Source organism: Streptomyces sp. NPDC001941, from assembly GCF_040296945.1.
Taxonomy (GTDB): domain Bacteria; phylum Actinomycetota; class Actinomycetes; order Streptomycetales; family Streptomycetaceae; genus Streptomyces.
The window spans coordinates 20,010-39,877 of record NZ_JBEOYE010000006.1 but is presented as its reverse complement, the minus strand read 5'-3'; the positions used below and the strand labels follow the sequence as shown (position 1 = coordinate 39,877).

The window sequence follows — 19,868 nt, the reverse complement described above, 5'->3', positions numbered from 1 at the left end:
TGGTCACGACGTGACGGGACCTTCGGCCGCGAGGCGACCAAGATCATCTGACTCATAATCATTTCCCGGGCAGTCGCCATTCGTTGGCCCCACCGCTTGCGACCCCGCCCCCGGCCCCCGCCCTAGACAACGATGTCAGGCGTCGAGGGCTGCGTCACCCGAACGTCGGCAGGAGTGGGTCCGCCACGACCGGCCCCGCCCCGGCTCCCCCATCCACCCCCACTCGCAGGAGAACCCGTGCGCATCTCGTACGCGCTGTCCCTCTCACTCGCGGCGCTCACCGCCGTAGCCGCCTATGCGGCCCCGTCGCATCCCGCCCAAGCGGCGTCCGCCCCGCCGGCGGCGGCGCCGTTCGCCGGGCTGCCCGACACCGAACCCGACGACCCCTTCTACCGCCACGAGGGTCCCTTCACCGGCCGGCACGGCGCACTGCTCGACTCCCGGAAGCTGGAGGGCCCCGCGGCCCTGTCCCACGCCTCCCGCAATGACCTCGTCCTGTACGAGTCCAAGGGGGTGCGTGCCGACGAGGAGATCGCGGTCTCCGGGATCGTGGCCCTGCCCGACCGCACCAAGCACCCCGTCCCCGAAGGGGGTTACCCGGTCGTCTCCTGGGCGCACGGAACGGTGGGCGTGGCCGACAAGTGCGCGCCGTCCATGGACTCCGAGCAACTGGCCGACCCTGCGCGGCCGGACGATCCGATGCACACGCACCGCAAGATCAACCTGGCTCCGCAGCCGATGCTCAACGCCTTCCTGGACAAGGGCTGGGCCGTGGTCATGACGGACTACCAGGGTTCCGGGACCAAGGGGCCGCACCCCTACCTCAACGGCAAGGCCGAGGGGCGCGGCGTGCTCGACATCGTGCGTGCCGCCCGCGAACTGCACAACTCCGAAGAGCGCCTGCTCTCCGACGAGTTCACGATCGTGGGCCACTCCCAGGGTGGTCACGCCGCACTGTTCGCGGGCTCGTACGCGCCCACGTGGACACCGGAGCTGAAGCTGCGCGGTGTGGCGCCCATCGCGCCCGCCTCCTACCAGGGCGGCAAGGCGTTCCAGTTCCCGGGGCTCTGGGCGTTGCGCGCGCTGACCGGTGACCTGGCGTCCAACACGCCGTTCCTCGCCATGGCCGTCGCCGGTGCCGCTGCCGAGCATCCCGAACTGGACGTGGACGGCATCTTCACCGCGCGGGGCCGCGAGCTGTACGCCCAGGACGTCGCTTCCAAGTGCCGGGCCGAGCTGAGCGCGAAGGACTCGTTCGGCGGCAACGGCGCGTTCGGCACGCGCAAGGCGCTGTTCGCGGGCAGCGCGCTCACCAGGGCGCCCGAGGTGCTGAGGAAGCACTTCGCCGACTCCCACCCGGACCTGCCCATCGCGGCGCCGGTCCGGATGTCGCAGGCGAAGGGTGACACGCGCGTGGAGTCGGGGAAGACCGACTCGCTCGTGACGGAGCTGAAGAAGCGCAACGGCACGTCCCGGATGACCTACGTCACGTACGAGAAGGGTGAGGTCGCCACGCCTGACCCGGCCGAACTCGGCGAGCACTTCGGCATCCTCACCACGGACATCGCGCCGCTCACGGCGTGGCTGGCGGAGCGCCTGGCCAAGTGACGGGCGCGCCCGGGCCCCTGAGGCTGTTGGTGGGCCTGAAGCCGTGGCGCCCGCTCCCACGCCAGGCTGCGGCGAAGCGATCGCGGTGGGGATGGGTGGCCGCCCGGTCGGACCGGGTAGCCACCCAGCCGGTCGCGGGCGGCAGGTGCCGCCAGAGATCCGGGGCGTGGCGTCAGGGCTGGCGCGGTGTGCGGGCGAGCTCTTGCCGTACTGCTTTCTCGTCCTGGCCGAGCAGTGTCTCCTCCAGGCTTCGTGCGTCTTTGCGGGAGAACTTCTCGCCCTCGGCGAATTCCTCGGGGGTGTAGGTCTGGCCGCACCATTCGCCGTTGCCGACGGTGTGGTTGTCGAAGGGGACGACGGCTCCTTCGCCGAGCGGGAGCCACTGGGCGCCGGTCCAGCGCAGCGCCAGCAGGTAGGTGTGGCCGGTTTCCAGGCGGGGGCGGGCTCCGTCGGTGTCGTCGATGCGCTGCTGCGTGGTGCGGGACGTGCGCCATCCCGGTGCCTCGACGCTGATGTCCGTGCCGAGGGTGTGGCGGGGCTTGGGCGCGGACCACAGTGTGGTGTCGACGCGGAGGCCGACAGTGCGCTGTGTCGTGGCGGACCACGGACCGCTCTCGTGGCGGAGTTCGGTCGAGGGCTGTTCGCGGGTGGGGGTCGCGACGATGACGTGGTCGGCGCCTGCCCGCCAGTCCTGTGCGGTCAGGGACGGGTAGGCGCTCTCGGTGGTCCCGCATCCGGGAATGGTGCTGAGGCTCTCGAAACCGACCAGAAGTCCCGCGCCGAGGCCCAGTACGGCGAGCACGGTGACGACGGCGCGGCCGGTGGATCCACCAAGATCGATTCTTCGCATCGGGTGAGTCCAGCAGCGCCACGCCGGCGGGGCCGTGGCGGAGGCCACACTTCCCGTAACAGCCCTGTCCCAGAAGCGAACTCGCTCGGATTCACGGCCCGGCAGCCCGGCAGCGTCTTGCTGGATGGGGCAGTCCTCGACGCCTCAGTTCCCACAGCAGTTCGTGCCGCCCGCCGTGCCGCCCGCCGTGCCGCCCGCCGTGCCGCCCGCTGTGCCGGGCGCCGTGCCGGGCGTGAGCGGCGCCGTGGCGCCCTGGTTCTTGTCGGTTCCCGTGGTGCGGGGCTTGGTGGCCTTGATGATGGCGGAGTGCATGCCGTCGGCGACCGCGTGGGTCGGGGTGATGCCGATGTTCGTGAAGCCGGCCGCTTCGAGTCCGGCCCGGTACTCGGTGAAGGACAGGGCACCTGCGATGCAGCCGACGTAGTCGCCGCGTTCGGCCCGTTGGGCGGGCGTGAGGACGTCGTCGGCGACGACGTCGGAGATGCCGATCCGGCCGCCGGGGACCAGGACGCGGAAGGTCTCGGCGAAGACCGCGGGCTTGTCGGTGGAGAGGTTGATGACGCAGTTGGAGATGACCACGTCGATCGTCGCGGCGGGGAGCGGGATTGCTTCGATGGTGCCCTTGAGGAACTCGACGTTGGTGGCACCGGCCTTTGCCGCGTTGGCGAGGGCGAGGGCGAGCATCTCCTCGGTCATGTCCAGGCCGTAGGCCTTGCCGGTGGGTCCGACGCGGCGGGCGGAGAGCAGTACGTCGATGCCGCCGCCGGAGCCGAGGTCCAGGACGCGGTCACCCTCGTTCAGGTCGGCGACCGCGGTGGGGTTGCCGCAGCCGAGGGAGGCGGCGACGGCTTCGGCGGGCACGGTCTCGTGCTCGGTACCGGTGTAGAGGGCGGAACCGAAGTTGTCGTCGATCTCGATGGCGTCCGGTCCGCAGCAGGCGCTGCCGCCTCCGGTGACCTGGACGGCGGCCGCGGCGTAACGCTGGCGGACGGTCTCGCGCAGGTCGGTGGGCTGCTCGGTGGACTGCTCGGGCATGGCTGGCTCCCTTGAAAGCAGGACCTGGAGGGTCCCTCACCGGTGTGTATTCGCGTTCTTCGATGCAACCTTGCGCGCTGCATCGAAGAACGTCAACATAGAAGAATGTCGAAACAAGAGCTCGTGGTCCTGGGTCAGGACGAGGCGGACGCCTGCTGCCCCACGCTGCTGACCGCACCCCTGGACGAGGACCAGGCCGCCGACCTGGCCAAGGTCTTCAAGGCGCTCGGTGATCCGGTCCGGCTGCGGCTGCTGTCGATGATCGCCACCCGCGACGGCGGGGAGATCTGCGTGTGCGACCTCACGCCGGCCTTCGACCTGTCCCAGCCGACGATCTCGCACCACCTGAAGCTGCTGAAGCAGGCCGGGCTCATCGACTCCGAACGCCGCGGCACCTGGGTGTACTACCGGCTGCTGCCCGCCGCGACCGACCGCCTCGCCGCTGTCCTGACCCGCCCCGGCCCCCCGGCCGAACCCGCCGGGAACGGCGTGTGAGCGATTCTGCCGTCACGGAGTCCGGGCCGGTCGCGACCCGGCTCTCGTTCCTGGACCGGTTCCTCACCGTGTGGATCCTTGCCGCGATGGCCGCAGGCCTGTGCGTGGGCCGTCTCGTTCCCGGCCTCGGGGCGGCGCTCGCGAAGGCCACCGTCACCGGCGTCTCCCTGCCGATCGCGCTCGGCCTGCTGGTGATGATGTACCCGGTCCTGGCCAAGGTCCGCTACGACCGCCTGGGCACGGTCACCCGCGACCGCCGCCTGCTCATCCCCTCCCTGGTGCTCAACTGGGTGGTCGGCCCGGCGCTGATGTTCACGCTCGCCTGGACCTTCCTGCCGGACCTGCCCGAGTACCGCACCGGCCTGATCATCGTCGGGCTCGCCCGCTGCATCGCCATGGTCATCATCTGGAACGACCTGGCCCGCGGAGACCGCGAAGCTGCCGCGGTCCTCGTCGCCCTCGCCGCCCGCCGCCACTTCCCCCAACCCCCACCGGCGGTCCCGACGGTCGCCGCCCCGGAAGGCCGAGCCCGTGTCTGATCCCCTGCCGAAGCCGTCGGTACTGTTCGTCTGCGTCCACAACGCGGGCCGCTCGCAGATGGCCGCCGCCTTCCTCACCCACCTCTCCCAGGGACGCGTCGAGGTCCGCTCCGCAGGGTCCGCACCCGCCGGCACCGTCAACCCCACAGCCGTCGCCGCGATGGCGGAGGCAGGTGTCGACATGTCCGCCGAGACCCCCAAGGTCCTGACCATGGAAGCCGTGCGGGCATCCGACATCGTGATCACGATGGGCTGCGGCGACACCTGCCCCGTCTTCCCCGGCAAGCGCTACCTGGACTGGCCCCTCGACGACCCTGCCGGGCAGGGCATCGACGGCGTCCGCCTGATCCGCGACGAGATCGAACGCCGCGTCCGTGACCTGCTCGCCGAACTGCTGCGCGAGCAACCCTGATCGCGATCCGGCCGGCGTGTGGGCTCCCGGCGATGGCCTGCGGACAGGGGCGGTCAGGTGCCCGTCGTCGACACACGCACAGGCGTGGACGCGCTTGGACTCTACGCTCAGCTCCTGGACGGGGCGGCCGTATGTGACTGCCGAACGGCAGACGTGTTTGGAGTACGCCTCGAATCGTGAACGTATGAGTCCGAGTCGTGGCCCAAGAGGTGGGTACGCTTACGCAGCCAACCCGCGAGCCGGGCTTCCAGCCGGGCACGGCCCGCGACATCCAAGGGGGACCCCAATGAGCACCACCCACACGCCGTCAAGCCGGGCCGCGTCCGCGCCCGCGCGCCCGCCCGCCGTGGGTTTCAGCCACGACGCACCGCCGGTCACCGGGATCCCGTCCCGCCCGGCACAGACCCTGAACCCGCTCGACACGCTGACCTGGCAAGAGCCGCCCGCCCTGGAGACCGACACCTCCGAGTGACACGGCGCCCGCGAGCAGCTCCCGAGGTGAGTACGGCGTAGCGACCTGAAGATGAGGCAGGGACCGCAGAAGAGGATCTTCTGCGGTCCCTGCCCTGTCCGAGGGCCCGGATGTTTCAGCTGCTCCGCGGCTGGCGGGAGCGAGCGGCCCGCCGCCGGGGCCAGGTCCTCTCCCAGCTGGAAGTCGCCTCGATGATGGGCAGGAGCGAGCGCTGGTACCGCGAGCTGGAGCGGGGCCACCTCCAGCGCTTCGACGCCCGTCTCTTCGCCTCCCTGGCCGACGCCCTCCACCTGACCGCCGACGAGCGCCTGGTCCTGCACTTCCCCGTCACCGGCGGTACCCCGTGGTGCGTGGAGTCCCCGGGCCTGGAGGAGGTGTCCGGCTGGCTGCGGTCGTTCCTGCGCGAGCGGTGAACCGACCACGGCTCCCGCCGCTGCCGGCCGGCCGTCAGCGGCGGGTCTCGATCCGCAGGCCGCCCGTGGTCACCTGGCGCATCTGGTCGCTCGCCAGCAGGTCGTGCGGCTGGCCGAGCTCGATCGCGCTCGCCGCCTCCAGACGGGCCAGCTGGGCGGCCGTGAACTCGACCTCCAGGGCGACCAGGTTCTCCTCCAGCTGGGCGGGAGTGCGGGCCCCGATCAGCGTGGTCGCCACGCCCGGGTTGCGCAGGGTCCAGGCCAGCGCGACCTGCGACGGGGTGCGGCCCAGGTCGGCGGCGACCTCCCGGACGACCTCGGCCACGGCCAGGCTGCGTTCGGTGAGCGTGCCCAGGACGAGGTTGTGCCCCCTGCGGGTGCTGTCGCCGGAGTTGGCGCTCGTACCGGCCACGTCGTCGCGGCTGTACTTGCCGCTGAGCACCCCGCCGCCCAGCGGTGAGTACGGGACCACGCCCAGGCCCAGTTCCCGGGCCATCGGGATCAGGTCGCGCTCCGCGGTGCGTTCGATCAGGCTGTACTCGAGCTGCAGCGCGACCAGCGGCGACCAGCCGCGCAGGTCGGCGATCGTCTGCATCCGGGACACCTGCCAGGCCGGGGTGTTGGAGATCGCCACGTACAGCACCTTGCCCTGCCGCACCAGGTCGTCCAGGCCGCGCAGGACCTCCTCGACGGGCGTGCGGAAGTCCCAGACGTGCAGGTACAGCAGGTCGATGTAGTCGGTGCCCAGCCGGCGCAGGCTGCCCTCCACCGAGCCGAACAGGGCCTTGCGGTGACCGCCCCCGGAGTTGGGGTCGCCGGGGCGGCGCAGCGTGGAGTACTTGGTCGCCAGCACGAGGCGTTCGCGCTGCTCGCGGGCGAACTCGCCCAGCAGGCGCTCGGAGCTGCCGTCGGTGTAGGTGTCGGCGGTGTCGAGGAGGTTGCCGCCGAGCTCGACGTAGTGGTCGAACAGCTTGCGGGCCTCGGCCCGCTCGGCACCCCAGCCCCACTCGGTGCCGAAGGTCGCGGTACCCAGGGCCAGCGGTGAGACCCGCAGTCCCGAGCGGCCCAGCAGCCGGTAGGTGTCGAGGGTCAGTGCCATCAGGTCCTCCTGTGCTCGTGCTTCTCTTGCCGGGTCCGAGTCTGTGACGGCGGCGGCCGGGCGGTAAGGGAGGGCACTTCCTGGGAAGACCGGTCCCACCCTGGTGGTTGGACCCGTCATGACGACCCTGACCATGGACACCGCCCAGGAGCTGGCCGCCTTCCTGCGGAACAGGCGCGAAGGCCTCGACCCCGGGCGCCTGGGCCTGCCCTCGCGCCGGCAGGCCCGGCGGACGCCGGGGCTGCGCCGGGAGGAGGTCGCCGAACTGGCAGGGGTCAGCACCGACTACGTGGTCCGGCTGGAGCAGGGGCGCGGGCTGCGGCCCTCGGCGGAGGTGCTGACGGCGCTGGCCCGCGCCCTGCGCCTGGATCCGAGTGAACGCGACTACCTGTTCGACCTGGCCGGACACCGCCGCCCCGGCCCCGCCGACGGACCGGCCGCCGGTGCGACGCCGTCGCTGGCCCGCCTGGTCGGTGACCTCTCCCCGCTGCCGGCCATGCTGCTGGACCACCGCTACGACATCCTCGCCTACAACCCCGAAATGGCCCGGCTGCTACCGGGTTTCGAGACCGTGCCGCAGGCACGGCGCAACGCGATGTGGCTGTGCCTGCTGCACCCGGAGATGCGCGACTTCTACGCCGACCGCGAGCAGGTACTGCGGGACGGGATCGCCCACCTGCGCGCGGCATGGGCCGCACACCCCGAAGACCAGGAACTGTCCGCCCTCATCACCGAATTCGCCACACAGGACGAGGACTTCGCCCGCATGTGGTCGGAGCGGGAAGTCAGCGTCAACGGACGCGGCCGGAAACTGCTGCGACACCCGGTCGCCGGTGCGATCACCGTCGACTTCGAAGTCCTCCTACCGCTCCAGGACCCGGGGTTGCGCCTGCTCGTCTACCGCCCCGCGGACGAGGAGAGCCGCGCGTCCCTGGACCGGCTGTGCGCGCCATGAACGGGCCCCCACTCACGGCCGTCCGGGGCCGGTTCGGGTGGGTTCGGGTGCACGGGGCCTGTCCACCGGAGGCCGCGCACCCGCGTACCGCGTAGCCGGGCCCGGCGTACGTCCGCGTCGCCGACGACTGTACGGACGTGCCGCCCGGGTCGGCGGTCGAGCCGTGGGGGACGGTGCGCACGCCGACCCGCCACGTCCGTCCGCCGCGGACCTGGACGTGCGGCGCCTCTTCGCGGCAGGACCGGGTGCGGTGGAGACGGTGTGCCCGTCTCCAGGCACGGAGTGCGTGCTCGGTCTTGCGCCCCTACGCGGCGGACCCGGTCGACCGCCCCATGGTCTCCGCACGCAGGAACGCCGCCAGCCTCTCCACTCCCGTCTCGATCTGCTCCGGGTCCAGATAGCTGCACGACAGCCGGAGCCTGTGGGTGCCCGTGCCGTCGACGTAGAACGGTGCCATCGGTGTCCACAGCACTCCGTAGCGCTCCGCGGACCTCTCCAGGAGTGCGAGGTCCGCCGGGACCGGGAGGTCCATGCGAAGGAAGAAACCGCCCTCGGGCCGGTTCCAGGTCACGCCCGCGCGCCGCACGTCCTCGAGGTGCCGGTCCAGGGCGTGGGCCAGGTGGGACAGGTTGTGCTGGTACAGCTCCGCCTTGCGACGGCTGAGCTCCACCAGGGATCCGCCGTGCTCGAGCAGCATCCCGCCGACGACCGCCTGGCCCAGTGGCGACGTGTTCACCGTGGTCATGGTCTTGAGCGCGGCGAGCTCGTCCGCGAGCAACCCGGGCCCGCCGGGCCCGTCGACGCTCTGGTCGGCCACGACGTAGCCGACGCGGGCGCCGGGGAAGGCGACCTTGGCGAAGGTACCGACGTGGATCACCCGGCCCCGTGCGTCCAGCGCCTTGAGCGGCGGCAGTTCCCGGCCGGGGCGGGCGGTGAATCCGTACGCGTTGTCCTCGACGAGGAAGAAGTCCTCTTCCTCGGCCAGGTCCAGCAGTCGGCGCCGACCTGCGAGCGGCATGGTGACGCCACCGGGGTTGGAGAAGTCCGGTGCCACGTAACAGGCCCGGATCCGCCGGCCGTCGGCGCGTGCCGCGCGGCACGCGCGGCGCAGCCCGTCCAGGTCCACGCCCTGCTCGGTCTCGTGCACGGGAGTGATGCCGATCCCCAGGAGGCGGGCCGCGCCCGTGGCCCCGACGAAGCAGGGTGTGACCACCGCCAACAGGTCGTCCGGGGAGGCGAAGAGGGCCCGCAGGGTCAGCAGGATTCCCTCCTGGGCCCCGGCCGTGACGACCACCGCGCGTGCGGGGACGTCGATCGCGTGGTCGCGGCGCAGGGCGGCGGCGACGATGTCGCCGATGAGCCCTCGGCTGGGACCGTACTCCAGCAGGCTCCGGCGGGCCCGGCCGGGATCCCAGCCCCGTTCCATGACCAGGTGTTCGAGGAAGACACGCGTGTGGTGCTCGGGGTCGACGTCCTCGAGGAGGTCGGGGTGGGGGGCGCCGGGAGCGAAGGAGATCGCGTCGGGATACCGGCCCATCACCTCGTTGAGGAAGCCGATCGACCCGAGGGCCGGCTCGCCCAGCGAAGCGTGCAGGGACGAGCGGTCCAGCCGCGGAGCGTCGTACGTCATGCCCGTTCCGCCCGGGTCCGGGACTGCTGCCAGCGGCGCTCGACCTTGGCCATGACGTCGTCGCTGTACGCGCGGGCCACCTGCACCTCGGCGAACTCGGCGAGGTAGCCGCGGAAGAGGTCCAGCGGCTCCTCGGTCAGCATGAGCATGCTGCGGTTCGCGGCGACGGCCGGGGAGCCCAGCTCCCGTACCGCCCGCTCGACCGCCTCGTCCATGTCCGCGGCGGGAACGACCTCGTCGCAGAGCAGACCGGCCTCGGGGTCCGTCATCCGCACGCGCCGCCCGCCCAGCAGGATCTGCCGTGCCAGGGTCGCTCCCGTGCGCCGGGTGAGCCGCAGGTTTCCGAGGCCCGGGACGATGCCCTCCTCGGCGGCCGGCAGGCTGACGTACGCGTCGGTCTCGGCGATCACCCGGTCGAGCACGAGCAGGATCTGCATGCCGCCGCCGATCGCGAACGTGTCGACGGCGCCCACCCAGGGCTTCTGGACGGTGCGTTCGGCCCACACCTGGCGTTCGGGCCGGGTGAGCACGCCCCGGGCGAGCTTGTTGATGAAGCCGAGTTCGCGGCCCAGGAGGAAGTCCACGAACGAGATCCGCCCGTTGCGCAGGTCCTTGAGGTTGATGCCCGCGCTGAACACGCGCCGGCCCGCGTAGCGGGGGTGCTCGACGGGCGCGCCGCGCAGGACGCCCACCCGGACGCGGTCGTCCAGGAGCGCCAGGTCCGCGGCGGTCTCCAGGTCCGCCATCAGCCGGTTGTCCTCGGCGTTGAGGCAGTGCGCGTTGCGGATCGTCACATGGGCGCCGTGTCCCCTGCGCTCCACCAGGACGGAGCCCAGGTCCACGCGGTCGGCGCGCCGGAACTCCTCCAGCAGGTCCAGGGCGCGGCTCGTGGGGAGCAGCATGGTGTCGATGAGGTGGGTGCCTGCCGCGGGGGAGCGGAGGACCGCTCCGCAGAAGACCGCCTGATCGACCTCGCGCCCGTCGCGCGCGGCCTGGATCCGCGCGTGCTCCGCGCGCATCTGTTCCTCGGTGGGCACGAGACCGGGGAAGCGGTCGGCGGCCTCTCGCAGCAACTCGGGGAGTCTCAGCCGTACGGAACCGGCGTCGGTCAGGAGCCCGTACACCTCGTCCACGTGCCGGGCCAGGAAGGCGCGCCGGACCTCGCGTGCGGTGACCAGCGCGGCCTCGGCCGTCCGCTGCTGTTCCGCGGTGCGGTCCGCCCGGCCCGGCAGCCCGGCCAGCAGGGCGTCGGTCGCGGCGGCGCACTCCGCCAGGACCCGGGCGTCCGCGCTGATCTCGCCCGTCAGCCGTGGCGCGGGGTCCGGCGGAGGCTGTGTCGACGGGGTGGTGCCCGGGATCACGCGGCGGCCTCCGTACCGGAGTCCGGCAGGGCCGCGACGGGGTCCCCGGCGGAGTCCCGCGCCGCCGCGCGGCGACGCAGCTCGCGGTCGCAGGCGGCGAGGTGCACGCCCAGCGCCTCCTCGTACTCCGCGGACGGTGCCTCCAGGAGCAGCTGGCGAACGACGGCGAAGTCCTCGTGCGCGGTGCCGTGGAAGCGGGCCGACAGGGCCCGCGCCGCGGCCTCCTGGTCGTCGGTGATCTCGTCGACCAGGCCCAGCCGCAGTGCCTGCTCGGCCGTTACGGGCTCGCCGCGCAGGGCGAGTCGGCGGGTCTCCGTCACCCCCGCCTGCCGGACCAGCCGGTAGAGCGACATGCCCGGCCACAGCCGTCCGTCGTGCCGGGGCGGCTGGAGGGACAGGTCCGGCGCGGCCACCCGGTAGTCGGAGGCGAGCAGCAGGTCCAGTGCCGTTCCGGTGCAACTCCCGGCCACCATAAGACACTTGATGACGGCGGTCCGCTCGAACCGGCGCACCACGCGCTCCCACCGGTTCACGTCCTGGACGGTCACGGCGTCCGGTGTGCCGGGCGAGGTCTCGGGGCCGGGTCCGACGACGCGTACGACCGCGACCGGCGGGTGTTCCTCCTCCAGGACATCGCACAAGGCGCCCAGGGCGCGGGTGAGTTCGCGCAGCGGCAGGGTGGTGTCGACGGTGTGGGCGGACGCGTCCGCGGCGGAGGCCGCACGCGCGTCGCCGGGCAGTGCCGTGCTGTGGTTGTTCATCGGGAGTCCTCTTCCTCGTCCTTCGCTACCAGCTCGCAAGGGCCATCTCGATCGTCGAACCGGGCCCCATGGTCATGAAAACGCCGTGATCGCCCGGGCGTGCCACGTCCTCCGCGGCCAGCCGGGCGTAGGAGAACAGGAACGAGCCGCTGGACAGGTTCCCGTGGTCGCGCAGCACCCCGCTGGTGTGGCGCACGTCGTGCCGGCTCAGCCCCAGGTTGACGCGCACCGAGTCGATGACCTTCTTGCCGCCCGAGTGCACGACCCAGTGGGCTATGTCGGAACGGCGCAGCCCGGTCCCCTCCAGCAGGTTGCCGAGCGCCTCTTCGGCGTGCGCCCCGACCACGTACGGAACCTCGGGGTCGAGGTAGAAGCTGAACTTGCCGTGGTCGTCGTCCCAGTCGTAGCGCATCGCGTCGACGGCCTCGGGGATGATCCGGCTGGAGAAGCGACGCAGGACAGGGCCGCGGTCCGCCGGGGAGGGGCCGTCCGCCGCGGAGCGCACGGCGACGGCCGCCGAGCCGTCCCCGAACAGGCTGTTGACCACTGCGGAGCGCATCGTGCCGTCGAAGACGTACGCGGCCGAACAGGCCTCGACGCACACCATGAGGGCCAGCTGCCCGGGGTGCGCCTCCGCCCAACCCGACACCGCCGTCAGGGCGTTCAGACCGGCGTTGCAGCCCATCCCGACGACGTCCAGGCGGGAGCAGGTCGTGGCGATCCCGAGCTCCTTGATGAGCAACGCCGAGAATCCGGGCGTGAGCAGTCCGGTGGAGGTGACGCAGCACAGGTAGCGCACGTCCTCCAGGCGGGCGCCGGATTCCTTGAGGCAGTTCAGCACCGCCTCGCGGCCCATGGCGACTCCACTGCCCGCGTGCTTGCGCAGCAGGTCGCCCTGGCTCTCGGTGCCCCGGGTCCCGTCCGGGAGCAGGGGCGGCAGGACCAGGTTGCGGCGCTCGATGGCGCTGTTGAGGAACACCGAGCGGACGCGCTGGTCGGAGATGTCGAAGGCGTCGAGTATCTCCCGCTGCGTGTAGGAGTTGTCGGGAACGGCGGTGCCGACTCCCAGGACCTCGACTCCGGTCGGAAGGAAGGGCGATGTCTCGCCGGGGACTCCCACGGATGTGCTCCTTAGGTGGTGCGTCGGTCGGTACACGTCGGGTCGTCGCGCCTCATGCCGTCGGACCCTGGGCCCGTACCAGGTGGGCGGCCAGCTCCCGCACCGTCTGGTGGACCAGGAGGTCGGGGAGCTCGACGGCGAGGCCCGTCTCCTGGGAGCGGCTGAGTACCGTGACGAGGCGGATGGAGTCCCCGCCGATCGTGAAGTAGTTGTCGTCCAGGCCGACATGGGGGAGTTCCAGGACCTCCGCCCACACGGCCGCCACCCGGGCCTCCATCTCGTCGTACCGCTCGGTGGGGCCCGACGGCGCGGGCGGCTGTCCGGGTGCGGGCAGCCTGGCCTTGTCGACCTTGCCGTTGGAGGTGAGCGGGAAGGAGTCCAGGAGGACCACGTGGTGGGGGACGAGGTGGGCGGGGACCGTGGCCGCCAGCGCGGCGCGGATCGCGTCGGCCGTGGCGCCGGGGCGCGCGGGCACGGCGTAGGCGACGAGTTCCCTGCCGCTGCCGGTGTCGCGTACGACGACGGTGGCGTCGCGGACGTCTGACTGCGCGACGAGGGCGGCGGCGATCTCACCGGGCTCGATGCGGAAGCCGCGGATCTTCACCTGGTCGTCGGAGCGGCCGCGGTACTCGAGGGCTCCGTCGGCGCGCCGACGGACGACGTCGCCCGTGCGGTAGACGCGGACCCGGGGGTCCGCGGGATGCGTCAGGAAGCGCTCCGCCTGGAGGTCGGGGCGCTTGAGGTAGCCGCGTGCCACCCCCGCGCCACTCACGTACAGCTCTCCCGGCACCCCCTCCGGGACCGGCTGGCCCTGGGCGTCCAGGACCGAGAGGGACAGGTCGGGGATCGCCTCGCCGATGACGGCGGGCCCCGGGGCACCGAGGTCGTCCTCGGTGAGGACGTGGTACGTGACGTGGACCGTGGTCTCCGTGATGCCGTACATGTTGACCAGGCGCGGCCGGTCCAGGCCGTGGCGTTCCACCCACGGCCGCAAGGCCCGCGGGTCCAGCGCCTCGCCGCCGAAGACGACCTGGCGCAGGCGCAGCCCGGCCGCGCCGTCCGGCGCGCCGTCGGCCCACTCGCGGTCGGCGTGCATCAGCAGGGAGAAGGCCGACGGCGTCTGGTTGAGCACCGTCACCCCCTCCTCCCGCAGCAGCCGGTGGAACTCGCCGGGGGCGCGGGCCGTGTCCCCGGGGACCACCACCAGCCGTCCGCCGTGGCGCAGCGCGCCCCACAGCTCCCACACGGAGAAGTCGAAGGCGTACGAGTGGAAGAGCGTCCACACGTCCTCCGGGCCGAACGAGAACCAGGTCGCGGTGCTCGTGAACAGCCGGGAGAGGTTGCGGTGGTCGACCAGGGTGCCCTTGGGGCGCCCGGTGGAGCCCGAGGTGTGGATGACGTAGGCGAGGTCGTCCTGGGTGGCCACCGGCGGGGGCGCGACCGGGGGCCGGGCGGCGATCAGCTCGCGGTCCGGCTCCAGCGCCACGACGGTCCCGATGGCGTCGCGGTGGCGGGCGGCCTCCGCCTCGTCCCGTACCACCGCGAAGGCCAGGCCGGTGTCCTCGACGATGTAGGCCAGCCGCGAGTCCGGGTAGGCCGGGTCGAGCGGGACGTACGCGCCGCCGGCCTTGTGCACGGCCAGCACTCCGACGACCAGGTCGAAGGAGCGCGGCAGGCCCAGGCCCACCAGGGTGCCGCGGCCGACGCCGGCGGCGCGCAGGTGCTGTGCCAGACGGTTGGCGCGCTCCTCCAGCTCGCCGTAGGTCAGGTGCTCGCCGCGGAACGTCACGGCGATCCGGTCCGGCCGCCGTGCCGCGTGCCGGGCGAACAGCTCGTGGGCCGGGGGGCCGGAGTCCGCCGGGCCGGGTACCCGCGGCAGCGGCTGGAGGCGCGCGGACTCGGCGGGCGTGTGCACGCGCAGTGCGGCGACGGGCCTGTCCGGGTCGGCCGCGAGGTCGGAGAGGAGCGTCGCGTAGTGACCGAGGAAACGGGTGCGCCACGCGTACGAGAGGGGACCGTCGAGCACCGCGACCGGCCCGTCCGTGCCCCTCCGCACCGTCAGCCACACACCGCTGGCAGGCACCGTGGGCGTCGGGTACGGGTCGGCGCCGGGCACCTGTCCGGTCGCGAGGCGCTCCCGGATCCCGGAGTCCGTCTCGGCCGCGCCGTGCCGCTCGTCCAGGTCCGGGACGGCGGTGAAGGAGACCGGCAGGACGGCGTCCTGGTCCCCGGGCCATACGAGCCCGGCCTCGCGCAGGACGCACGGGACGGGCAGCGTCGCGTGACGGGCGGTGCTCCGCAGTCCCGATCCGATCCGCCGGAGCAGCTGGGGGAAGGTCTCCCCGGCGGTCAGGCCGGTACGCACGAGACGCTCGGGCTCGGGCGCGCAGGGCAGGTCCTCGCGGGGACGCACGTGCACCAGCACGTCGTCGGTGGCCGAGTACCTGTTGACCAGCACGGTGTACGCGGCCAGCAGGCCCGCGCCGAGGGTGACCCCTTCGCGTGCGCAGACGGCCGCCAGCCGTTCCAGGTCCGGGGCGGGCAGCGAGGCGGAGACGGTCCGGGGCAGGCCCGGTCCGGTGTGGCGGTCCGCCTCCTCGCGGGCGAGTGCGTGCCGCGGCAGGTCCCCCGCCAGCTCGGCGGTCCAGAAGGCGCGGTCCGCGGCCTCGTCGCCCGCCGCGGACCCGGTGGTGGCGCCGGGGACGTCGTCGAGGGGGTGCGTGGCCGGGTCCGCCCCCAGGGCGACGGCCACGGCCCGGCGGGCCACGGTGTCCAGGGCGTGCCGGTCGGTGACCGCGCGGTGCGCCGTCAGGGCCAGGACGCAACGGGCGTCGTCGGTACGGAGCAGCGCGGCGCGCACGAGCGGACCGTCGTGCAGGTCGAACTCCCGGGCGCGCTGGGCGAACAGCCAGTCGGCGACCGCTTCGTCGTCCGCGCCGGGGTGGTCCCGCACCTGCCAGTCGCACGCTCCCTCCTGGTCCGTGAGCTGGACCAGACCGGTGCCGCGGAAGGCGAAGCGGGTGCGCAGGGAGGGCAGGCCGCCGATGAGGGTCGTCGTGGCGGCCCGCAGGTCCTGCGGGCTGACAGGGACGGTCAGGACGTACGCCGCCTGCACGGTCCCGGCCGGGCCGTCGCCGGTCAGCTCGTGGCGGACGTAGTGGTGTTCCTGTACGGGGGTGGCCGCCGCGGCCTGGAGGAGGGCTGTGGTGGAGGGATCGGTTCCCACGGATCTCGGTCCTTCTGTTCGGTGGTCAGCGGGAGCGGTCGGGCCGGCGGTTCCAGCTCCTGAGGGCCCGGGCGCGGTCGGCGCCGCGCGAGCGGTCGTCAGCGGCCCGCGCGACAGCGGGGGAGTGCGCGGCGGCGCGGGAGACGTCGTCCAGGTGCGAGGCCAGTGCGCGCACCGTCGTGTGGCGGAACAGGTCGGCGACGCGCAGCGAGGGGTACCGGGTGTTCAGCACCGCCAGGAGGCGCACCAGGTCGGCGGAGCTGCCGCCCAGTTCGAAGAAGCCCGCGTCGAGGTCCGTGACCGGGCGTGACAGGACCCGCTCCCAGGCCTCGCGGACCTGTTCGTGTGCCGCCCCCGCCGGGACGGGACCGGCGGGCGCGGGGACGGTGGCGCCGCGCGCGGCCCACTGCGCGACCGCTGCCCGGTCCCGCTTGCCGTTGGGCAGCTGGGGCAGGCGGGGGGCGACGAGCCAGACGGCCGGCACCATCGCGCCGGTGAGCCAGGTCCGTGCGAACGAGCCGAGTTCCTCGGCCAGTTCCTCCGTCGCGGCCGCGACGGAGTCACCGGGGGACGGGTCGCGGAGGACGACGCAGACCGCCACGGCGGTGGCGTCGGCCGTGGCCGTGGCCACCGCGTCGCTCACCCGGGGGTGTCTGCGCAGGGCGGTCTCGACCTCCTCCAGCTCGATGCGCTGGCCGAGGACCTTCACCTGGGCGTCGGCGCGGCCGAGGCAGCGCAGCCCGTCGGTCAGGGTGAGGACGGCGAGGTCCCCGGTGTCGTACGCCGGTCCGGCGGAGCCGTCCTGTGCGACGAAGCGCTCCGCCGTCAGCTCCGGACGCCGCCAGTAGCCGTCGCCGACTCCGGCGCCGCTGATGAACAGGCGTCCGGGGCACCCCGCGGGCAGGCGGCGCCCGTCGTCGTCCACGACCTGGCACTCCTCACCGGCCAACGGGCTCCCGATGTGGACCGGTTGGCCGGGCACGACGCGCCAGGCGGTGGACCAGATGGTGGTCTCCGTCGGTCCGTAGCAGTTCAGCACGGGCCCGGGAACCAGGTCGCACAGCTCCGCCGCGAGGTCGGCGGGCAGCGGTTCGCCGCCGACCAGCAGCACCCCGAGCCGCTCCAGCAGCGCGCGTCCGGCAGGGGTTCCGGTCAGGATGCGTGCCACGGAGGGCGTGCACTGGTAGAGGGCACCCGCCGGCACCGGCTCGACCGCCACGGAGCGGTGATCGGTCAGGAACAGCGTCCGGCCGCGGGCGAGTGGCCAGTGGATCTCCAGGCCGCTGATGTCGAAGGACACGCTGGTGCCGGCCATGACGACGTCCGGGACCCCGTGCGTCTCGTGCTCCATCGCGGCGAGCAGCGCCGTCAGGTTCTCGTGCCGGATCACCACGCCCTTGGGGCGGCCCGTGGTGCCGGACGTGTAGATGAGGTACGCGGGGGCGCTCGGGTCGGTCACGGGCCAGGAGCGCGGCGCGGACGCCCGTGCGGAGGGGGCGAGCAGCGGGAGTCCGGGCTCGAGCTCGCGGGTGCCCACGATCGCGGTGAGGTCCGCGTCCCGCACCATGTAGCGCAGGCGCTCGTGGGGGTAGTCGGGATCCAGCGGCACGTACGCGGCGCCCGCCTTCCAGACCGCCAGCATCGCCACCACCAGTTCGGGGGTGCGCGGCAGGCTGATGCCGACGCGGTCGCCGGGGCGGACGCCGGCCGCGATGAGCGCGGCTCCCAGGCCCGCGACCCGCTCGTCCAGCTCGGCGTAGCCGAGTGCGTCGGACCCGGTACGCACGGCGGTGGCGTCGGGAGTGCGGCGCGCGTGGTCGGCGAGGGCGATGTGGACCGGCGGGTGCGGGGCGGTCGTCGCCGCGGGCCCGGCCGCCGCGGCGGTCTCCTCCGGCGTGAGCAGGCGGAGTTGGTCCAGGGGGAGGGGGGCCGACTCGGTGAGCGCCCCCAGCGCGCCCAGCAGGTGTGCCCCGAACAGGCGCGCCTGGGGCGCCGGCATGCGCGTCGCGTCGTGACCCAGTTCCAGGACCATCGAGCCGTCGGCCCGGTGATGCAGCGTCACGCTCAGCGGGTGCGCGGGGTCGGCGCCCTGCCGGGTGGCCAGCCGCCAGCGCAGGCCGCCCTCGTCGTGCGGGGGCTGGTGGGCGGTCTGTGCGCACAGGACCTCGGTGAGGGCGGTGCGGCCCGGCCGTCGCTCGGCGCCGGTCACGCGCAGGATCTCCTCGATGGGGAGGTCGGCGTGCTCCACCGCGTCGAACAGGGCGTCCATCGTGTGGTCGAGCAGGCTCGCCGTGTCGTGCCCGGTGAGTGCGATGCGTACGGGGAGGGTGTTCTGGTGGCAGCCGATGGCGGCCGGTCCGGTACCGGACCGGGTGCCGGTGACGGTGGCCAGCACCACGTCCCGCGAACTGCCGTACCACCCGGTGACGGTGGCGACGGCGGCGAGCACCAGGGCGAAGGGAGTGGCCCCCGAACCCATCGCCGTGTCGCGCACGGCGCCGCAGAGTTCGTCGCCCAGCTCCAGGGTGGTCACGCCGAACCGCTCCGCTCCGTCGTCCACCGGGGGCGGCGGCGGGGCGAAGTGCGGCAGCGTGGTGTCGGCGGACCGCCCGTCGAGCGTCGTGGTCCAGAACGTTCGCAGCAGCGCGGTTCGCCCGGGGTCGTCGGCGAGGTCCTGAACCCGCCGGGCCGTTCCCGTGGACGACGCGGGCTCCGCGTAGGCGCGGGCCAGGGAGCGCAGCAGGATGCCGGCCGACTCGTCGTCGAAGACGGCGTGGTGCACGCCGAGCAGGCAGTGCGTCCGGCCCGGGGCGTGCACGACGCGGATCCGGCACAGGGGGCCCGTGGCGTGCGTGAAGGGTTCGGCGACGAGCGCCGTCTGCCGCGCCAGCACGCCCTCGACCTCGCCGGGCTCGGGTGAGAGGACCTGGACATCGATGTCCGCCGGCGGGTGCGTGCGCTGGGCCAGGCCCTCCGGGCCCGGGTGCAGTGAGGTGCGCAGGGCGGGGTGCTCGGCGACGACGGTGCGTACGGCGCGCAGGAAGCGGTCCCGGTCGACCGGGCCCTCGGCGGTGAGGTGGTGGACGACGGTGGCCCGGCCACCCTGCTGGTCCAGGAGGTAGAAGCGCAGTTGCGCGGCGGAGGCCGGTCTCGGGCCGTCCTCGGCTGCCTCCGGAAGGTCCGCGGATCCAATATCCGCAGGCTGATCGATAGAATGCACGCTTCCTCAACCCCCGTTAGGACTGTCGTGTCGGTGAGTGGGCGGACAAAGGCGCCGAACCGGTCGGAGAAGCAGGCATCACGAACCGTGTCACAGGTGGCGCCGGGCCGCTTCGGAACCTAGGACGAGATTGCCGATCTCGTCAACCGAGTATTTTTTGCATTCCCGGGAAGGGGCTGATGAATAGTCCGATTTAGCCTTCATGTCGGCACCCCGGCGACGCGTGGCGTGGCTCACATTGCCCTCTGGCCTGCGGATATGTAGCGTACGGCGAGCGTCTTGACGGCTTGGAGCCGACGTGTGCGCACTGCCAACGGGGGTCGGCGGGAGTTTTTCCTACTTCCTTTTGCCTCTGCTGCGCAAAATTCCTCAGGTGTATTCACGAGAGGTCAGGGAGGCGTGGAATGTCTGTATCCGACGAAGTTCTTGCCGATGGAGTTTCACCTTTCGGTGAATTCATGAAGAGTCTCTGGATCGAGATTCTTGGTGCGGAAATCGATCCGGCACGCAGTTTTCTGGACAATGGCGGAGACTCCTTCCGGGCCGTGCAGATCGTGAATCGCGTGTTCGAGGAGACGGGGAGAGAGCTCGATTACCTCGACGTCCTGGAGGCGCGGAGCCCGGACGCCCTGGGCCGGCTGGTCGCGGCCTCCCCGTCGGAGCGCTGAGCCC

The 19,868-nt window shown here is 72.7% G+C and carries 16 protein-coding genes and 1 pseudogene; 8 read left to right on the top strand and 9 right to left on the bottom strand.

Features of this window, described 5'->3' with window-relative positions:
• Nucleotides 1–237: 237 nt before the first annotated feature.
• Nucleotides 238–1,608 carry a lipase family protein gene (locus ABT160_RS07500; RefSeq protein WP_351644762.1) on the top strand — a complete coding sequence of 457 codons (1,371 nt, stop codon included), beginning with the start codon at nt 238–240 and terminating at the stop codon, nt 1,606–1,608.
• Nucleotides 1,609–1,780: 172 nt separating this feature from the next.
• On the opposite strand, the gene ABT160_RS07495 is transcribed toward ABT160_RS07500, so the two are convergent.
• On the bottom strand, nt 1,781–2,458 hold the full coding sequence (locus ABT160_RS07495) for a hypothetical protein (RefSeq protein WP_351644760.1): 678 nt from the start codon (nt 2,456–2,458) through the stop codon (nt 1,781–1,783).
• Between the two features lie 144 nt (nt 2,459–2,602).
• Complete coding sequence (gene arsM / locus ABT160_RS07490; RefSeq protein WP_351644758.1) at nt 2,603–3,493, bottom strand: arsenite methyltransferase; 891 nt, start codon at nt 3,491–3,493, stop codon at nt 2,603–2,605.
• Between the two features lie 105 nt (nt 3,494–3,598).
• Between arsM and ABT160_RS07485 the strand changes: the two genes are divergently transcribed.
• From ABT160_RS07485 to ABT160_RS07465, 5 genes and pseudogenes are all read left to right on the top strand, one after another.
• Nucleotides 3,599–3,988, top strand: a complete 390-nt coding sequence (locus tag ABT160_RS07485; RefSeq protein WP_351644756.1) for an ArsR/SmtB family transcription factor — start codon at nt 3,599–3,601, stop codon at nt 3,986–3,988.
• Nucleotides 3,985–4,449 (top strand): annotated as a pseudogene (locus tag ABT160_RS07480) (arsenic resistance protein); the annotation flags it as partial. The gene ABT160_RS07485 and the pseudogene ABT160_RS07480, both read left to right, overlap by 4 nt.
• 70 nt (nt 4,450–4,519) lie before the next feature.
• A complete protein-coding gene (locus ABT160_RS07475) occupies nt 4,520–4,939 on the top strand; it encodes an arsenate reductase ArsC (protein WP_351644753.1) in 420 nt (139 codons plus the stop codon).
• A gap of 286 nt (nt 4,940–5,225) precedes the next feature.
• Complete coding sequence (locus ABT160_RS07470; RefSeq protein ID WP_351644752.1) at nt 5,226–5,411, top strand: hypothetical protein; 186 nt, start codon at nt 5,226–5,228, stop codon at nt 5,409–5,411.
• A gap of 110 nt (nt 5,412–5,521) precedes the next feature.
• Nucleotides 5,522–5,824, top strand: a complete 303-nt coding sequence (locus tag ABT160_RS07465; protein WP_351644750.1) for a helix-turn-helix transcriptional regulator — start codon at nt 5,522–5,524, stop codon at nt 5,822–5,824.
• Nucleotides 5,825–5,858: 34 nt separating this feature from the next.
• Here the strand turns inward: ABT160_RS07465 and ABT160_RS07460 are convergent, their stop codons facing one another.
• Nucleotides 5,859–6,923: an aldo/keto reductase gene (locus ABT160_RS07460; RefSeq protein ID WP_351644749.1), complete on the bottom strand. Its 1,065-nt coding sequence runs from the start codon at nt 6,921–6,923 to the stop codon at nt 5,859–5,861.
• Nucleotides 6,924–7,041: 118 nt separating this feature from the next.
• On the opposite strand from ABT160_RS07460, the gene ABT160_RS07455 reads away from it, so the two are divergent.
• Nucleotides 7,042–7,878, top strand: coding sequence for a helix-turn-helix domain-containing protein (locus ABT160_RS07455; RefSeq protein WP_351644748.1), 837 nt, complete (start codon nt 7,042–7,044; stop codon nt 7,876–7,878).
• A gap of 304 nt (nt 7,879–8,182) precedes the next feature.
• On the opposite strand, the gene ABT160_RS07450 is transcribed toward ABT160_RS07455, so the two are convergent.
• The 6 genes from ABT160_RS07450 to ABT160_RS07425 are packed head-to-tail and all read right to left on the bottom strand — an operon-like array spanning nt 8,183 to nt 19,196.
• On the bottom strand, nt 8,183–9,508 hold the full coding sequence (locus ABT160_RS07450) for an aminotransferase-like domain-containing protein (protein ID WP_351644745.1): 1,326 nt from the start codon (nt 9,506–9,508) through the stop codon (nt 8,183–8,185).
• Entirely contained in the window at nt 9,505–10,869 is a 1,365-nt protein-coding gene (gene dpgC, locus ABT160_RS07445; RefSeq protein WP_351644744.1) for a (3,5-dihydroxyphenyl)acetyl-CoA 1,2-dioxygenase DpgC, read from the bottom strand. Before dpgC ends, ABT160_RS07450 begins: the two co-directional genes overlap by 4 nt.
• A complete protein-coding gene (gene dpgB, locus ABT160_RS07440) occupies nt 10,866–11,630 on the bottom strand; it encodes an enoyl-CoA-hydratase DpgB (RefSeq protein ID WP_351644742.1) in 765 nt (254 codons plus the stop codon). Before dpgB ends, dpgC begins: the two co-directional genes overlap by 4 nt.
• A gap of 25 nt (nt 11,631–11,655) precedes the next feature.
• Nucleotides 11,656–12,750: a 3,5-dihydroxyphenylacetyl-CoA synthase DpgA gene (dpgA, locus tag ABT160_RS07435; protein WP_351644739.1), complete on the bottom strand. Its 1,095-nt coding sequence runs from the start codon at nt 12,748–12,750 to the stop codon at nt 11,656–11,658.
• 52 nt (nt 12,751–12,802) lie between these two features.
• Entirely contained in the window at nt 12,803–15,976 is a 3,174-nt protein-coding gene (locus tag ABT160_RS07430) for a non-ribosomal peptide synthetase (protein WP_351644737.1), read from the bottom strand.
• A gap of 25 nt (nt 15,977–16,001) precedes the next feature.
• A complete protein-coding gene (locus tag ABT160_RS07425; RefSeq protein WP_351644734.1) occupies nt 16,002–19,196 on the bottom strand; it encodes a non-ribosomal peptide synthetase in 3,195 nt (1,064 codons plus the stop codon).
• A 404-nt stretch (nt 19,197–19,600) separates the two neighbouring features.
• Here ABT160_RS07425 and ABT160_RS07420 point away from each other — a divergent pair, with 404 nt between their 5' ends.
• A complete protein-coding gene (locus ABT160_RS07420; RefSeq protein ID WP_351644732.1) occupies nt 19,601–19,864 on the top strand; it encodes an acyl carrier protein in 264 nt (87 codons plus the stop codon).
• The last annotated feature ends 4 nt before the right edge of the window (nt 19,865–19,868 follow it).

Excerpts from the sequence above, each read along its gene's own strand:
- ABT160_RS07495 (WP_351644760.1), bottom strand. The coding sequence starts at position 2,458 with ATGCGAAGAATCGATCTTGGTGGATCCACCGGCCGCGCCGTCGTCACC.
- arsM (WP_351644758.1), bottom strand. The coding sequence starts at position 3,493 with ATGCCCGAGCAGTCCACCGAGCAGCCCACCGACCTGCGCGAGACCGTC.
- ABT160_RS07485 (WP_351644756.1), top strand. The coding sequence starts at position 3,599 with ATGTCGAAACAAGAGCTCGTGGTCCTGGGTCAGGACGAGGCGGACGCC.
- ABT160_RS07470 (WP_351644752.1), top strand. The coding sequence starts at position 5,226 with ATGAGCACCACCCACACGCCGTCAAGCCGGGCCGCGTCCGCGCCCGCG.
- ABT160_RS07465 (WP_351644750.1), top strand. The coding sequence starts at position 5,522 with ATGTTTCAGCTGCTCCGCGGCTGGCGGGAGCGAGCGGCCCGCCGCCGG.
- ABT160_RS07460 (WP_351644749.1), bottom strand. The coding sequence starts at position 6,923 with ATGGCACTGACCCTCGACACCTACCGGCTGCTGGGCCGCTCGGGACTG.
- ABT160_RS07455 (WP_351644748.1), top strand. The coding sequence starts at position 7,042 with ATGACGACCCTGACCATGGACACCGCCCAGGAGCTGGCCGCCTTCCTG.
- ABT160_RS07450 (WP_351644745.1), bottom strand. The coding sequence starts at position 9,508 with ATGACGTACGACGCTCCGCGGCTGGACCGCTCGTCCCTGCACGCTTCG.
- dpgB (WP_351644742.1), bottom strand. The coding sequence starts at position 11,630 with ATGAACAACCACAGCACGGCACTGCCCGGCGACGCGCGTGCGGCCTCC.
- ABT160_RS07420 (WP_351644732.1), top strand. The coding sequence starts at position 19,601 with ATGTCTGTATCCGACGAAGTTCTTGCCGATGGAGTTTCACCTTTCGGT.